17 protein-coding genes and 1 tRNA gene are annotated in these 15,822 nt (G+C 59.8%); 12 read left to right on the top strand and 6 right to left on the bottom strand.

Features of this window, described 5'->3' with window-relative positions:
- Positions 1-52: 52 nt before the first annotated feature.
- Positions 53-1,024, bottom strand: a complete 972-nt coding sequence (locus WDJ60_RS09350; protein WP_340100114.1) for a DUF7983 family protein — start codon at positions 1,022-1,024, stop codon at positions 53-55.
- An 81-nt stretch (positions 1,025-1,105) separates the two neighbouring features.
- Here WDJ60_RS09350 and WDJ60_RS09345 point away from each other — a divergent pair, with 81 nt between their 5' ends.
- The 6 genes from WDJ60_RS09345 to WDJ60_RS09320 all read left to right on the top strand — a co-directional run bounded on the left by WDJ60_RS09345 (position 1,106) and on the right by WDJ60_RS09320 (position 9,084).
- Positions 1,106-2,701, top strand: a complete 1,596-nt coding sequence (locus WDJ60_RS09345) for a hypothetical protein (RefSeq protein ID WP_340100113.1) — start codon at positions 1,106-1,108, stop codon at positions 2,699-2,701.
- Positions 2,702-2,741: 40 nt separating this feature from the next.
- Entirely contained in the window at positions 2,742-5,102 is a 2,361-nt protein-coding gene (locus tag WDJ60_RS09340) for a DEAD/DEAH box helicase (RefSeq protein ID WP_340100112.1), read from the top strand.
- Positions 5,103-5,124: 22 nt separating this feature from the next.
- Positions 5,125-5,922, top strand: a complete 798-nt coding sequence (locus WDJ60_RS09335; protein ID WP_340100111.1) for an SWIM zinc finger family protein — start codon at positions 5,125-5,127, stop codon at positions 5,920-5,922.
- Positions 5,923-6,003: 81 nt separating this feature from the next.
- Entirely contained in the window at positions 6,004-6,564 is a 561-nt protein-coding gene (locus tag WDJ60_RS09330) for an IS1096 element passenger TnpR family protein (protein ID WP_340100110.1), read from the top strand.
- Between the two features lie 145 nt (positions 6,565-6,709).
- Complete coding sequence (locus WDJ60_RS09325) at positions 6,710-7,699, top strand: DUF8137 family protein (RefSeq protein ID WP_340100109.1); 990 nt, start codon at positions 6,710-6,712, stop codon at positions 7,697-7,699.
- On the top strand, positions 7,696-9,084 hold the full coding sequence (locus WDJ60_RS09320; protein WP_340100108.1) for a hypothetical protein: 1,389 nt from the start codon (positions 7,696-7,698) through the stop codon (positions 9,082-9,084). The genes WDJ60_RS09325 and WDJ60_RS09320 overlap by 4 nt, the downstream gene beginning before the upstream one ends.
- 15 nt (positions 9,085-9,099) lie before the next feature.
- On the opposite strand, the gene WDJ60_RS09315 is transcribed toward WDJ60_RS09320, so the two are convergent.
- The 4 genes from WDJ60_RS09315 to WDJ60_RS09300 form a co-directional block, all read right to left on the bottom strand.
- Complete coding sequence (locus WDJ60_RS09315; RefSeq protein WP_340100107.1) at positions 9,100-9,588, bottom strand: hypothetical protein; 489 nt, start codon at positions 9,586-9,588, stop codon at positions 9,100-9,102.
- Positions 9,589-9,661: 73 nt separating this feature from the next.
- Positions 9,662-10,204 (bottom strand): hypothetical protein, encoded by a 543-nt coding sequence (locus WDJ60_RS09310; protein WP_340100106.1) that lies wholly within the window; start codon positions 10,202-10,204, stop codon positions 9,662-9,664.
- 20 nt (positions 10,205-10,224) lie between these two features.
- Entirely contained in the window at positions 10,225-12,042 is a 1,818-nt protein-coding gene (locus WDJ60_RS09305) for an SWIM zinc finger family protein (RefSeq protein WP_340100105.1), read from the bottom strand.
- 67 nt (positions 12,043-12,109) lie between these two features.
- The gene (locus tag WDJ60_RS09300; protein ID WP_340100104.1) at positions 12,110-12,364 is read right to left on the bottom strand and encodes a DUF8081 domain-containing protein; all 255 of its coding nucleotides are present in this window, start codon (positions 12,362-12,364) and stop codon (positions 12,110-12,112) included.
- A gap of 41 nt (positions 12,365-12,405) precedes the next feature.
- Here WDJ60_RS09300 and WDJ60_RS09295 point away from each other — a divergent pair, with 41 nt between their 5' ends.
- The 4 genes from WDJ60_RS09295 to WDJ60_RS09280 all read left to right on the top strand — a co-directional run bounded on the left by WDJ60_RS09295 (position 12,406) and on the right by WDJ60_RS09280 (position 14,320).
- Entirely contained in the window at positions 12,406-12,558 is a 153-nt protein-coding gene (locus WDJ60_RS09295; protein WP_340100103.1) for a DUF8137 family protein, read from the top strand.
- A 61-nt stretch (positions 12,559-12,619) separates the two neighbouring features.
- Positions 12,620-13,153, top strand: coding sequence for an ERCC4 domain-containing protein (locus WDJ60_RS09290; RefSeq protein WP_340100101.1), 534 nt, complete (start codon positions 12,620-12,622; stop codon positions 13,151-13,153).
- 46 nt (positions 13,154-13,199) lie between these two features.
- Positions 13,200-13,745 carry a helix-turn-helix domain-containing protein gene (locus WDJ60_RS09285; protein ID WP_340100100.1) on the top strand — a complete coding sequence of 182 codons (546 nt, stop codon included), beginning with the start codon at positions 13,200-13,202 and terminating at the stop codon, positions 13,743-13,745.
- A 158-nt stretch (positions 13,746-13,903) separates the two neighbouring features.
- The gene (locus WDJ60_RS09280) at positions 13,904-14,320 is read left to right on the top strand and encodes a hypothetical protein (RefSeq protein ID WP_340100099.1); all 417 of its coding nucleotides are present in this window, start codon (positions 13,904-13,906) and stop codon (positions 14,318-14,320) included.
- Between the two features lie 110 nt (positions 14,321-14,430).
- On the opposite strand, the gene WDJ60_RS09275 is transcribed toward WDJ60_RS09280, so the two are convergent.
- Positions 14,431-14,504 (bottom strand) — tRNA-Phe (locus WDJ60_RS09275).
- Positions 14,505-14,615: 111 nt separating this feature from the next.
- On the opposite strand from WDJ60_RS09275, the gene WDJ60_RS09270 reads away from it, so the two are divergent.
- Together WDJ60_RS09270 and heR are read left to right on the top strand one after the other, a co-directional pair.
- The gene (locus WDJ60_RS09270; RefSeq protein WP_340100098.1) at positions 14,616-14,903 is read left to right on the top strand and encodes a DUF7577 domain-containing protein; all 288 of its coding nucleotides are present in this window, start codon (positions 14,616-14,618) and stop codon (positions 14,901-14,903) included.
- 93 nt (positions 14,904-14,996) lie between these two features.
- Positions 14,997-15,821, top strand: coding sequence for a heliorhodopsin HeR (gene heR / locus WDJ60_RS09265; protein WP_340100097.1), 825 nt, complete (start codon positions 14,997-14,999; stop codon positions 15,819-15,821).
- Position 15,822 lies beyond the last annotated feature (1 nt).

Here is a 15,822-nt window from a genome sequence, read left to right as displayed (position 1 = left end):
AATACTATTTGTATCATTACTGCCATTGAGCATCGTCTGCTGGAGTAGCCAACTACCCCTTCATTTGAGTCCCTTTGCTGAAACTGGTGAGGTCGTCGATACGCTCCTCAAGCGCTTCAATTTCTTGTCGTAGTTCGTCGGACTCCGCATCGTCGCTTGCCGCCAATCGGTCTTTCAACCCTTGGAGGCGTGATTCCTTGACATCGTCATCGACTTCGGCTTTCCGGACGTACTCGCTTTCAGAAACCTCATAGAGATCCGACTCAGCTAGTTCGGTCACATCCAGAGCCTCAGCTACCTTACTCGAATCGACGCTCATGACACGTTCACGCGCAATCCCAGCATCTTCCAGCAGGTCCAACACGTCGTCATCGTCTTTGAGTGAGCGATTGCGACGTGACGTTCGCTGGACCGACCCGTACTGGCCGTAGACCGGTTGGTCGTGATGGAGTCGGTCGAGGAGCACGTCGGCGACATCCTGTCGGAATTCGTTTGCGTTCCGCTGGACATCCGAACAGAGCGTGTAGATGTTCACCAAGGCGTCCGTCTCAAGTTCGCTGAGGCCTGTTACGTCATGCCGTTCCAGCGCGTCGATGAGGAGCAAGGCATCGGAGTAGACATCCAGTCCATCGGGTTCGACACGGTCATCGGCTCCCGAAAGCGTGTTGCCGTCAACGAGTTGCGTCTCTGTCGGGCCCTCTGTTTCGACAATGACCCCGCTATCGCCGTCAATCTCAAAGCGCGGGTGCAGGCTCAGGACCGCCGGGTACGGGTCGGCATCGGCCGGCAGGCGGTCAAGCTCGAACTCGCCATTCGAATCCTGAATCCGCCGGTAGAGCGTCTCGAACTGCTCGCGCTGGAGTGGGTAACGCTCACCGGACTCGTCAAGAGTGATTATAACACGATGCTCCTGTATGTCCGTGATTCGAAATCGATCGTGAGAGAGTGGCGTAATGAGTTCAGCCCCGTCGGAGAGGTCATCGAGTTCCTCAAGGAGCGTGTGCCAACTGACGCTGAATGGCATGGGAAAGAGTACGACGGCTTTGGCTAAAGTGTTCAGGCTCTCGGCCAACCGTTTTTGTACCGTCCGATTGGGAGTGTCAGTATGGTCGACACAGAATATCTTCCGAACCGGCCGCTGAAGGAGGGCGAATTCGAGGACTTCGTCGAGACACAGAACCTCAACTGTCCGATGGCCTTCTACTCCTACTGCATCCACTGTGATACCGAGGGAATTGTCGACGCTCTTGTCCGTGATGGACGCCAAGTCTACGCACTACATCACGGCTGGGACGAGTGGGAACTCAAGACTCTCGAACAGGATATGGATCCCGAGACGTTCCAGCTGATCGTCTCGCAACTTGATCCAGCGATGCTTCGGCAGTTCGGTGGGGACCAACTTCCGGAAGTCGACGATGACACGGGATACGTACTCGAAATCGATCCGATCAGCGACGACATCGAGTTCGACGTACTACCGGATATCGATGGCATGGGCCTACCCGATGCTGACGACATGGAGTTACCCGATGGGCAACCGCTGCGCGATCTCGTCGACGAGGAGACGCAACAGGAACTGGATGAACAGCTCCAGCAAATTATGGAGGAGCGCATCGATTCGCTGGATGAGCAGGAGATTGAACACCTCTTCGAGCAGGAAAACGGTCCAACACCTGACGAACTAGCCGAACTCCTCGATCCGATGCTGATGCAGGAACTCAACGAAGTAATAGACGAGACACTGAACGACGAGATGCTGCAGGATATCGCTGCCGAGCATGGTAACGGGAGTGACGAGGACTTTCCGATGATGCTGGACATGGAACGCGAGAACCGCTTTCTCGATCTCTATGCCAACCTGCTCGTGTATGTCAACGACCGGTTCGACGTAATTGAGGATATCGAGACAGTTGCGGACATCGCCAACCGGAGTACTGGCGAACTCCTGCCGCTCCGCGAACAGCTCTACGAGGAAGATACCGCAGCAGTCATTGAGGCATTCGTCGATAAAAATCCAGCTGACCTCGCTACCGATGACCTCGATACAATCGCGGGCTGGACCGACTACGAGTACGGTGAGTTCGTCGTTGTCCGGCATCACTCGGACTACGCGGTGTTTCTCGATTGGGACGACCCACCGCAGGCGTTCGGTGTCAAGGCTGTTCGTCTGCCCTTTAGTGATCTCTGGCCCGAAGAGCGGCTCCCGGTGTTCGTTACAAACGTCGCCTTGCTCCCCTTTGAGGACAGTATCGTGACCGACGGCTGGCTGGCCATCCAGCGACTGGTCGCCGGTGGTAACCTGAGTACTGATATCGACGACAGCTACGAAGAGGCTAAACATCGTTTTGGAATAATCGAAACTCTCCCAGTATCCGACGAGTCAGAGAAATCCGACGCGGAACAACTCCGGTACTACATGAAAAACAAGCGCAACCGGGAGCGATACGCGGAGGATATCACCGAACTCAAGAACAAATCGAACGAGCTAGAACGAATCTATCATCAAGAGATGGGCAAAGCTCGGGCACGAAGCTTGGGGCGGGAGCTACGCGAGACCGACCTCAAGGAAGCGTACTTTGCGATCTATAACGATCGAATCGTCGCTAGTGGGACTTCCGAGCAGCACGTCAAAGAGATTTTGACGGAGATTTTACCCGACGGCAAGGAGACACACCCGTATATCTATCACTACGATCCGTGACTGCCGAGTAATATATGCGAGTACGCACATACTGTCTCTCGTGGACGAGTTCGTCGACTGGGTTCGGCATCGAGACTACTATCACGACCAGATGCAGTTCCAGCGAGCGGTATCTGCCCGCAGTCCAGAGACCCGGCCCTGTGAGATGGGTTCCGCGGTTACCGGACAACTCGCTGACCGGGGTATCGACGAACTCTATGCGCACCAAGCCGACGCTATTGAGGCAATCCGTCGGGGCCAGAATGTCGTGCTGGCGACGCCAACAGCGAGCGGCAAGAGCCTCACGTACACGATTCCAGCCATGGAGCGGGCCCGCGACCACGATGGTCGCACGCTGTATATCGGCCCACAGGTCGCGCTGATCAACGACCAGGAAGCGACACTATCTGAGTTTGCCGCACCGTTCGAGAATATCTCCGTCACCCAGTATACGGGCGCCCTCTCCTCATCTGAGCGCCAGCAGGCCCGTGAGGCAGATCCCTCACTCGTGTTGACGACCCCTGATATGCTCCACTGTGGTCTGCTCAGCCACGCTGACGATCTCTGGCGATCCTTTTTCGAGTCACTTGACCTCGTGATCGTTGACGAGGTCCACGAGTATCGTGGGGTGTTTGGAAGCCACGTCGGTCTCGTCCTTCGTCGACTCACGCGACTTTGTGAGCGGTTTGATGCGACCCCCCAGTTTGCGTGCTGTTCGGCGACAATCGGTAACCCCCGAGAGCACGCGGCAACGATTACTGGCCAACCCACGGATTCGTTTGCCCTCGTCGACACGGATACCAGTGAGACTGGGCCGACCCAGTGGCTGTTCTGGCAACCACCGAAATACGACGAGGGAGACGCACCTGCCGGGGCGGGGCAGCGTCGCTCCCACCATGGGGAAACGATGCGTCTGTTCGTCGATCTCGTCCAGCGCGGCTACCAGACGGTGGCGTTTACGCGCGCCAGACAGACTGCAGAACGGTATGCGACTATCAGCAGTGACACCCTCGCCGAGCGGGGCAAGGGCGACCTCGCAGAGAGTGTTACAGCGTACCATGCGGGTTTACGCGATGATCGGCGTGGGGCCATTGAGACGGCATTGCACACCGACGAGTGTGCGGGCGTCTGGAGTACCAGCGCACTTGAACTCGGCGTTGATATCGGGAGTCTCGACGCTGTGCTGTTGGACGGCTACCCGGGCACACAAATGTCGACGTTCCAGCGGGCCGGTCGGGCCGGGCGTGGGACCGAACCGAGTCTCGTCGCCCTCGTCGCCAGCGAAGACCAACTCGACCAGTACGTTATCAACCACCCCAGCGAGCTGTTCGAAGGAACCCCGGAACGCGCCGTCGCTAACCCGTCGAACCCACATCTCCTTCGACTGCACACTCACGCGGCAGCCATCGAACGACCGCTTCGAACCGCCGATGAGCGGTATTTCGGCCCGGCGTTTCCCGACATTGTCAGTGCGCTCACCGACGACGGCGAATTGACCCGCCGACAAACAGCCGATGGGCTCGAATGGCGACGCACGGCCAGCGGCCGGACGGTGAATCCCTACGAGCGGGGGCTCCGCACTGTCACCGACCGCACTGTCGTCCTTAGGGTTCGGGGCGGCCAGTCAGACGAACTCGGGGAATTGCCTCTCGACGCCGCGCTTCGGGATGTCCATCCGGGTGCAATCTACCATCACCAAGGCCAGAGCTACGAGGTGCAATCGCTTGACCTTGACCGTGACGTAGCGTGGCTTGCACCGACAGAGAGCGACCATCAGACCCGCGTCCAGTTCGAGGAGTCGATGACGATCGAGGAAGACATCACCACCAAACCACTGGCGACCCGCGAGGATGTCACCGTTCACTTTGCGGACGTAACTCGTCGAAAGCAAGTCACAGGCTTCCAGCGGCGTGACCACCGAACGGGAGAGATTATCAGCGACGAATCACTCGACCTGCCCGAGACGACGCTGTCGACCCGTGCGCTGTACCTGACACTCCCGCCAGGCCTCGAAGGACTCATGCAGACGATGTCCGGCTCGTTCGAGGGCGGCCTCCACGCAGTCCAGCATGCCCTCGTCGCCACGTTCCCGCTCGTAATTCTCTGTGACCGCCGTGACGTTGGGAGTGTCTCGACGACCGACCATCCACAGACGGAGACGAGCGCTCTGTTCATCTACGACGGGTACCACGGTGGCGTCGGGCTGGCCCGGAACGGATACGACCAGATCGAGGGACTCCTCCAGCACACATGGGGATTGCTCGCCGACTGTGGCTGTGCGGACGGCTGTCCGGCCTGTATCCAGTCGCCCCACTGTGGGCGGGCGAACGAACCGTTAGATAAACGCCTCGCAGTGACACTCACGATGGCGCTTGCCGACCCAAACCGGCAGGGCGATACTGTCGAACCGAACTCAAATTAGACCTGACCGCGAACGATGGGATATGAACATTGACGAGGAAACCATCCGAAATCGGAGCACGGACGCCGTGTTCGAGCGGGGAGAAACGTACCGCAAGGAGGGGCGCATTCAACAGCTTGACCGGTTCGACGACCTCGTTACCGCGGCCGTCAGCGGGTCGAAACTGTACGACGTGACGATCGAGTTCGGTGGGCACAGTCTCGATACGAAGTGCAGCTGTCCGTACGACGGTGGTGGCGACTGCAAACACGTCGTCGCCGTGTTACTGGATATCGCTGCCGGCCCGCCAGATGACGAGAGTGAGGGCGTCGAGGCAGTTCTCGACGACGTGTCGGCCGACGACTTGCGTGAATTCGTCCGTGATGCACTCGCCGAACACGCTGAGCTACGCGAGCAGTTCCTCGCACACTTTGGCGACGAGCACAGATCAGTCGAGGAGTACCGCGAGAAAATCGCGCAGTCGTTCGAGCAACACGCAGACCCGGTCGTGTTCGAGGCGATCGACTTCTCCCGGTTTTTCGAGATCGCCAAGCAGTACCGTGACCGCGAGCGGTATCTGGCCGCTGCGACCGTCTACCGGGCGGTGTTCGAGGAAATCGACGAAAAGTACAACTGGATCGACGGCGCTCACGACCACTACGCAAAGACCATCCAGACCGCACTCGACGGCTACGCCGACTGCATCCTCGCGACCGATCCGACTCCGGAAGAGTTCGACACGTACGCTGGCGTGCTGGAGGCGCGGGCGACGACGGAGCCACGGATCAACGACGAGCAGTTCTGGCGCGCACTCGACGACCTCGAGGAGCGATACGAGTGAGGAAGTCAGCAAATCGATCTATCGGTAGGTATCTGGTGTCTACGCGAAAAATCTACAACACTGACCTGCGTTAGATTGTGCATGACGACCTACGTGTTTCGCGTCTGGCTCCAGCCGCATCCACCGCTGGGATTCGAGCCCGACGAGGAGGTCTGGCGCGACATCGAGATCGACGGGTCACACACGCTCGCTGCGTTCCACGAGGCGATCTTCGATGCGTTCGATCGCTGGGAGAGCCACGCCTACGAGTTCATCACACGTGACGAGAACGGCATCGCGCTCCGGAGCTACGTCCACCCGATGCTCTACGAGGGCGGGACAAGCTGGCGACCGATGGACGACGAGGAGATCGACCGCTTCATCCAACAGGCCGTGCCCGACGACGCCACCGAAGCGACCAAAGAGCGGTTCCGTGACCTCCAGTCGAATCCGCCGCCAGAGGGCGACGCCGCCGAGACGACGGTCGACGAACTCGATCCGGAAGAGCTGGGTGCGCTGTCCTACACGTTCGATATGGGCGACAACTGGGAACACTACATCGAACTCCAGGAGGCCCGCGAGGGATCGCTGGATGGCGACCAGACCGTCGTCGACGAACAGGGCGCGGCACCGTCCCAGTACCCCGATCTGGACGAACAGTAAGCTATCGCGCGGATGAGCGACCCGAAACCCTCGATCCGGGAACGGACTACCTGGAGTGACCGTACCGCCACGCTTTCGGATTCCGTGGGGTAGCTCCCCGAACACAGATACGTCTCCCTCTCGCATATCCAGACGAACACGAACGATGCCACACGAATGCGACGCCTGTGGCGAGACGTTCAACACGTTGAGCCGCCTTCGCCTGCACGACTGTCCGGCCGACGAGCCAGCCGATCGGGGCCCACTATCGTCGTTCGACGCGTTCCTGGATTCGATTTCGGACGCGCTCGACGCCGACATGCAGCGACGGAACTCGGAACGCAGGAAGCGGGGACTCGAAGCCGCGAGCGATACGTTGAAAACCAATCTTGAGGGGGCTGCCCAGGGTGACGTCGACGCTGCGTTCCGGTTGATCGGCCAGTACGAGCGAGAGCTCCGGGAGTACCACGACAGAGAAGACTACGACACGTATCGCGGGCTCTTCTGGGCGTTTTACGAGCCGGCCGCAGCGGCTCTCGACGAAATCGCCACACGTGAGGGTTGGGACTTTCTCGTGGATCTCATCGACGCCTATCCGCGTGAAAGCACCGCTGACGAGCCCTTCACGAGCCCGGTCATCGAGAACGCCGTCGGACGGCACGTCATCCGGACGCGGCTGGAGGATGGCGTTGCGGCGGTTCCCATCGAGGCGCTTGCGTATCTCGGCTCGTTCTGGGAGTCGATGGGAGAAACCAGCGGCGAAGAGTCATTCACGTACGGCTGGGGGATCGGCCATCCCGAGCACTCGGTTGCAGACCACGTCCAAGAGGTCGTCACCGAGGAACTGTTCTGGGTGCGGGGCGTGCTCCCTCATACGTTCTACGCCGACCAACACGCCGCGGCCGACCTGCTCGACGCGTTGCTCACCGACGAGCGAATCGATTACGAAGACCGATGCCTGCTGGCGTCGATCCTGGCCACGGTCGACCGCGAGTCGTCGCTGCAAATCCCCCGGTACTGGGACTGTCGCGAGGAACTGGACGACCGATTCGAGTTCGACGAGGCAGTTCGATCGCGGCTGCGAGAGACGATCGAAGCCGAGGGCTTCCACCGACGACTGGGAGAGGACTGGACGTTCAGCGACATGGAAGTATGAGCGACATCGAAGAGAAACTCGAAGAAACGCCGCCGGAGGTGCTCCGAGCGTTTCTCGCCCGGGAGTTGGCAGCCGACCCGGACCTCGAACAGCGGTTTCATTCCTTTCTGAACACGTCGGATCTCGACATCTACGAACTACGAGACGAAATCGAATCCAAGTACGGGTACCAGTCGGTGCCGAACTTCACCACATACGAAGACAGGGCAGAGTCCTACATCGAGAAGGGTCGACACCGCGATGCGGCGACCATCTATCGTGCGATGTTCGAGGCGATGCGCGATCACCTCCACGAATTCGATCCCCACCGGGGTGGGTTCGAACACGACCAATCCTTTCAGGACGCCATCGCGAGCTACGCAACCTGTATCCGAGACGCGAACCTTCCACACGAGGAGAAACGCGAGTACATCGAGTACTGTTTCGACCAGTGGCTCGACGAACACGAGGAAGGGGGGTTCCCACAGCACTTCAGAGAAGCACTCTGGGAGCTATGCACGACCGAGGACGACTATCGCTATTGGCAGTCCCTATTGCGGGACCGCCTCGACGATCGACTCTACGGTGACCAGTACGACGAAGACACGGATACGTGGCGACGCGGTGATCTCACCGCCTCTGCCGACGAAGAGGAGTTACTCGACGGATTCACGGAAACCGCGTGGTTGCGCGGCTACGTCGAACTGCTCGACCGCATCGACGAGCAGGCGGAACTCGGAGCCATCCTCAACCGACACTATCCTGCGTCTCGGCACCTCTGTCTCAGATACGCTCGACTTCTCGCGGAGGAAGGTGAAAATGAGGCCGCAATTACCGTCGCGGAGTACGGAGCTGACGAGTTCTCGGGGTCGGATACGGTCGAGCTCCGTGAGTTCCTCGTCGATCAGTACGAGGGGACCGATCCCGACGCTTTCCGGGACACGATGATCCGGCTATTCGTCGAACAGACGGACTGGACGTACTACGACCGGCTGAAGGCAGCAACGCCCGACGACGAGTGGGAGCACGTCGTCAACACGATCGTTGACCGACTGGATAGTCGGTGGGAAGCCGACACGATCGTCGAAATCTACCTGCGAGAGGAGCAGACCGAGGACGCCTTCGAGACGGTCACAAACACCCACGACCTCAACCTGTTCGAAGCGTATATCGACCAACTCGGGGACCACGACCCCGCCGCGTACTTCGATGCGTATCGTCGCGAGATCAAGAAGGCCGCTGCCGACGCGAGTCGGCGCAAGTACTACCGACAGGTCGCGGAACACCTCCGGACGATACAGACGCTGGGACGTGACCGACGGTTCGAAAATCTAGTATCGTTCCTGCGAGACGAGTACTCGAACCGGCCAGCGTTTCTCGACGAGCTGGAGAAAGCTGGGGTCTGAGCCTCGACCCCGATCTCATCCGAAGTAGTCCGGGAGGATGCCGTACGTTCTGGCGAGCGTCACGATTTGTTTCTTGAACTCGTCTGACTCTGTACCGTGCGATTCCGCGAGTGCTTCGACCTCCGTGGAGTATGCCTCGCGAATTGCACTCGCTTCGGCCCGTCCCTCGACTGTCGGCTCCCAGCGGGCTGTCGTCCCGTAGTCACCCGGTTCGAGCGGTGGGCCCAACCGCTCGCGCTCCCCAACGTACTCGATTAGGCCCCGTTCCTCCAGTGTCTGGAGTGTCGTCTCGACCTCTGGTTCGAGATCCGTTTCCGCTGTAAAAAACTGGTCGATCGATGGAAGTCCGGGTTCGTCCCCTGACGTGACGAGATCGAGTTTCGCACAGGCTGCAACGAGGTCGTCAGTCGTTTTCTCGATGCCACCGTAATCGTGTTTGTAGCGTCTATCGTGAGTCGTGAGTTGGTCGATGATGGTTCGCTCGATCCACGTCTCCGTTTGCATCAACCGTAATATATCCGCGGAGACAGAGAAGCGTGTCGCACGAGTTGCCTGTCAGGAGCCAAGCGGAGACCACTCAGTCGATCTCCGCTCGCTCCTTCAGCTCATCGACCAACAGCTCGACGATCGCGTCTTTGTCTTCTTCAGGAACATCTCGGCCATCGAGTTCGTCGAACTTCTCCTCCCAGTGGTCGATCCACGACTCGAACACCTCTTCGAAGGTCGCTTCCGGATCGTCAGCGGTGTTGACCTTCTCGATTCCCTCCTCGATGGCTCTTCCGACAGGCCCGTCCCCCAACTCGGCTTCGATCACCATCCACGGCTCGTACTCGAAGGTCGAAGAGAGCTCTTCGATATGCCAGGCGTCATCGGTCAGATCCAGTCGATACGCCGTCACGACGTGAAACCGAGCGGGTGAAGCGTCGAGCCCCGCTACACCCGCGTCCGAGAGGTACATCGTCGGGTGGCGCTCGATCCGGAACGAGAGTTCGTCCCCTGCCTCGAACTGGAATCCGAAAGCCCGTTCTCTGATCTTCTCCAGTGTTAGCCCATCTTCGAGGCGGCTGACGTCACGCTCGTCCAGCGCGGTGAGGACGCGGTCTCTGGTAGTACCAGTCATCCCCTCTCACTCAGTTCCGTTCATCCCGAGAACTCCTTCAACAGATCTTCGAGCATCGGACGGAGCTTGTATTTCCGGTAGTGGTCGTCTTTGATCTCTTCGACGTAGGCACGCCACTCGTCGAGGTCGCCAGACGCCTGGGCTGCCTTCCCCGCATACTCCAGCCAGTCCACAGCATGGCGATACCGCTGAGACTGTCCTTCCTCGATGATCGGCTCGGCCTGCTCCTTACAGGCGTCGATCGTCCAGTGGGTGAACTCCTCCCAGACGGCCTCGACAACCGGCTCCACCACCTTGTAGTCCGAAAAGCGGTCCGCGATGGCGATGGCCTCGTCGTATCGCTCCGCGTACAGAAAGATTTCGACGTGCCGTCGCGCAGTCCGCTGTCTCGTGTCCCTGTCTGCAAGCGACTCCAGTAGCTTCTCGCGAACGGTCGGCCACTCCTCACCAGCGAGTTCTTCCGTGGCTTGGTAGGCTGCAAGTGTCGGCGAGGCATCGAACGCGGCGATGGCTGCCTCCAGCGCAATCTCGGATTCACCCATGCTGCTGGCCCGGTCGCGGAGCCACTCGGCTAGCTCTGCTTTCCCGCTGCTGTCGTCGAGGGTCAATCCGTGCTGGGCGATCTCCAGGGCGTCCTCCGGCCGGTCGTGTTCCCGAAGGACTTGGGCCAACGTGAGTGCCTCGTCCGGGGAGTACAGATTGCGTCGGCCGTATTCGATCGCCTCGTCGATCCGACCCTCCTCGACGAGCATGGTCACGTAGTCGTCGATCAGGTCCGCAGCCTCCGCCAGGTTCAGGTACTCCTCGATGCGATCTTGGCGTTCGAGAACGTTGAGTCGGACTCTGACGAAGTCCTCGGCGTACCACGGTGGGTCGCCCTCCCAGAGGTCGGCATGGGTGATATCACCGCCCATCGCTCGCTGGACCGGCTCGAAGTCCCAGCCTCGCTGTGCCGCTTCGAGGGCGACACTGTACGGTGGCTGGTGTGTATACCCCCCCAACTCCTGTTCCCACTCCCAGAGGCGATCCTCCCAGTCTGCCCGGTCAGCTTCTGAGATGTCGGCCGTGAGCAGCGCATCGGCCAGCACTCGGTCGACCTCGTCGAAAAACTCGAAGATCGCGTGCGAATCGTCGTACGAGAGAGCGAGCCACTCCTCGTCCATGAGTTCGTCGGCCAGCGGTTTGAGGATATCCAGTGCCGTCTCGCCGTCGCCGGCCTCGACGGCTGTCCGTGCCTGGTCGAGAAGGTTTCGCAGCTTTTCGACGTCAGTTTCAACCGCTTCATACGGGTCGTACGCGTGGGCGCTACGTCCCTCGGTTGGACGGAGAATGTACTGCACCTGCTGGCGGATCGACTCCCGATTGATGTCGGGCGTGCGGTCGCGAGCGTCGTCGCCCTCATCTCCTGATTCTAGTGTTTCGAGCCGGGACTCAACCTGCTCTGCCAGTTCGGGGCGACTCTCGACGAGGTCGACAAGAACGTCACGGAGATCCTCGGGATCCGCGTCGGCGACCAGTTCGGAGACTGGCGGTCGCTGATCGATCCTGTCGGGATCACGGATGTACGTCAGGAGGACAGCGACACGGTGCTTGCAAATCCCACCGTGATCGTACGGACAGGAACACGCCGTGTCGACGACCCCGGTTTCGTCGAGTTCGATCCGCACTTGGTAAGGCTCGTACTGGCTGCCTTCAACTGTCGCTCGGATCGTCTCACCGCGCCGGACGAGTTCGACGACGGTACCCTCGTCGTAGTAGTTCTCCCCCCGGTCGTATGACTGGGGACGTGCCAGATCCCGGACTGCTGCCTCCGTGAGTTTCGGGTCGGGATCAACCATCGTTGGTATGGTATCTACGGATTGAACCCGTAGTAATACTGTGGTGGACGGTTGGGAGGTTGTGGGCCTACGAATCTAGGACCCAGACGCCTTTCACCGGCTGGAATACGACGTAGGCGTCGATGTCCGACGTGTCGGCCGGATGAGCGGTGTGGAGCGTGAGTTGTCCCCTGCTCGCGTGTTCTCGGTTCCGTTCGGTTACCCACTCCTCCGCATCCGCTTTCGAGTCGAATGCAAGTCGACGGTCCTCATCGAAATCCACCTCCGAGAGTGGTGTCTCGCGAAAGACCGAGTCTTTGAGTTCCACGATGTAGTCGCCCATGGCTGTTCGTTCGCATAGGCTCCCCTTCAGGATTTTCCGAGTTGGGGCGGATTATATTTCTGCCGCCCGTACGAACCGTATCCGGATTCGACTGGGAGCCCGGCATCCGGGACCGACTCCGGGCCGTTGTCGAAGACTGTGGACTCGCCCAGCAGTTGCCCGATGAGTGGACGTTTGCCGACATCGTCGTGTAACTCCGACTTTGCGACTCTGCGACGAATGTTTACCCGTGATACCGGACACAGGCCCGGTTAGATGGTCGAGACGCGAGAGACAACCCCGATTCCAACGACGATCCTGCGAGACACGCGCGAACGACGTCCGTGGGCGTTCGACTGCTACCCGGTCGAAACACGCGATGTGACTCTTTCGACCGGTGACTACACCGTGCCGGCATACTGTACCCACGACCAGGAAACAGATACATATCACCCGCAATTCGCCGTCGAACGCAAATCCGGACACGACTTTCTCACGGCACTCACCTGGGAGCGAGAGCGATTCAAACGCGAGTTACAGCGGGCAGTCCAGTGGACACGGTCCCTCCCCGTTGTCGTCGAGACGTCGTGGGAGACCTTTCTCTGTAATCGCGGGTGTATGGCGTGGCGAGACATTCACCCGAATCAGGTCACGGGTACGGTCTCGGCATGGACTGACCACTACAACGTGGCATTTCATTTTACCGAGACTCGTCGACGAGCCGAACTGTGTGCGTTCCTCCTTCTCGTTCGTCACAGTCTGGTCCGACGGTTAGACAATAGTCACCCGGCACCGAATAACACGCAATAATTTGCGGAGGGGTAGAACTATTACGTTCGGGCGAGTACTGTAGCGTATGTCACCCGAGGAGGCATCCAACGACGAACCCGAGTGGATAGGGACGTGGAAGGACCACGCGTCGGCGTTCGATCGGGTGAAATCAGTCACGATGACGCTCTCGGAGGCGCAGCCCGCCCCGTGGATAGCCGAGGAGGCTGCTGTCTCTCCAAATACGGCGCGGGACCACTTGCATCGGCTCATCGATCTCGGCGTCGTGACGGCAACCGAGAAGGACGGGACCCGTCGCTACTATCCGGACCCACTGTACACCCGGCTTCGGGATGTTCGAGAGTTACTCCGAGAGACGACGAAGCAGGAACTCTCGGAGCAGGCCGCAGACTTGAAACACGACATTGGGGCCTGGAAGACGGAGTACGACGCAGACTCGCCGGGCGCGTTACGCGAACGGGCGGCTGCTGACGACGTTTCCGCCGAGCAAGCGTACGAGTTCGTACGGATTGCGAGCGACTGGGAACTCGCCCGGTATCGGCTCTCGCTCGTGCAGGACGCTATCGAGAACTACGACACCTGGACATCGGACCCGTCGTCGATCACGGTATGACGGGCGAACGGGACACGCCAGAGACCACACCCGACACCGGCGGTCACCGAAACACTCTCCCTCGTCCTGATTCCCGCGGGGCACGTGTTCGCTCCGATGGAGGTGCGAATTCGGGGCGGGATCGTCACCGCATCTTACGCGAGTTACGCGGCGAGTTGGTGCGACATCCCGCTGTTAGATCCGTCGAAGGGGAACCACCGGACGAGTACCGGGAACTACGAGCCACGCTCAACCCGTCGTGGTTCGGTCGCGTTACAGAGACGGCGTCACTCCGGGTAACGTGGGTCCCGGATCCGACCCCCGGCCCCGAAGCGTCCGACCGCGCGAACGATATCTGGATGCGAACGCCGGTTCGTGCGTACTACACCCTTCATTACAGCGAGTCAAACGGACTCGACTGCGGGTTCCATTGTGAACCGAACCCGCACGTGGACGGGTTGCTTCACTATCAGAAACGGGAGGACGCGAACGACGCGTACACGTACGAACCAGTCTCGTTCGGCGCACGCTCAGTCACCGGACTTCTGTGGGAGATGATGGACGCGCTCGCCGATCGGCTTGACGGCCTCGATTGAAATAAACGGAACTTCGTTCACCGGAACACCGCGCTTCGAGAGGGTAGAGTAACTGGCTGGCACCTCCTGCGCGTACGCTACGCTCGCAGGCATGTGAACTCCGAGTCTAATGCCGCCTCCCGGATTTGAACCGGGGACAGCTCGATCTTCAGTCGAGTGCTCTCCCAGTCTGAGCTAAGGCGGCGCGCCGTAACGCCATTTCGACGGTCGGCAAGGGAAGAGAAAAGGATTTCGAAAGCCAGCAGCAGTCTGAACCGGCACAGCCACTATCTGTCTCGGGGTCGTAGCACCGGTGATGGTGGGGACACTCTACCTCCTCGCGGTCACCATCCTCCTGCTGGTAGCACTCGCCGTCACGCTCCCCGTCATCCGAGACATCGTTCTCGAAGGAATCGAGCGCCGCCGCGAGTGGAAAGACGACGAAATCGAGCGCGATACTGACGGCGAGGTATTCGACGCTGGCCCACCGACTGCGGGAGCCGACGAGGTCCAGACCGACCCCGACCGCCAGACCTGCCGACACTGTGGGACGGTCAACGATGCCGGCTACACCTTCTGTGAGGAGTGTGCCGAACCCCTCTGAGTCCGACGCCACCCGTGAGTTGCAAAGCTCGTGTCGTGCCAGACCAGTTCAACCGCCCACAGAAGTATACCGGAGGGAGTTGATACGCCAACAATGCCCTCACACAGCACCGAGACGCCCGATACAGCGACAGGAAATCCCGAACAGCGTGAGACGGCGGGAGACACCCGGCTCCGACTGTGGAACAGCGTCATGGCTGTCCTCCACTTCCTGCAAGGGGTCGCAATGGTACTTCTGGCCGAGAACGTTCTGTGGCCAGTAACTCGCACCAGATACACGTTCAATCCCGAAACCCAGTCGATTGTTCCGGAGACAGTCGCGTTTCTCGACCTCAACCTCCCGTTGCTCGTTGCGGGCTTTCTGTTCATTTCGGCGTTCGCCCACACGATTATCGCGACGGTCAGGTACGACAGGTACGTCCAGTATCTGGACCGAGGAATGAATCCGTATCGCTGGTACGAATACTCCGTGAGTGCCTCGCTGATGATTGTCGTCATCGGAATGCTTGCCGGCGTCTGGGACTTCGGGACACTGGTGGCACTGTTTGGCCTCGTGGCCGTGATGAACCTCGCGGGCCTCCTGATGGAGCAACGGAACGAGTCGACCGAACAGACTGACTGGACACCCTACTGGGTCGGTGTCATCGCTGGTCTCGTACCCTGGATTACCATAGCGGTGACGTTCATCGGGTCCGTGACCGCCAGCGGCGGCGAGTTTCCCGAGTTCGTCATCTACATCTACATCTCGATTTTCGTCTTTTTCAACCTCTTTGCGCTGAACATGGTACTGCAGTACCTGGAAGTCTCCCGGTGGAGCGACTACCTCTTCGGCGAGAAGATGTATATCCTGCTGAGTCTGGTCGCGAAGTCCGCCCTCGCGTGGCAAGTCTACTTCGGGACGCTGAACTCCCCAATCTGAC

Origin of the sequence: Salinibaculum salinum, assembly GCF_037645885.1 — an archaeon.
Taxonomy (GTDB): Archaea; Halobacteriota; Halobacteria; order Halobacteriales; family Haloarculaceae; genus Salinibaculum; species Salinibaculum salinum.
This window is presented reverse-complemented; position numbering and strand designations above follow the sequence as displayed.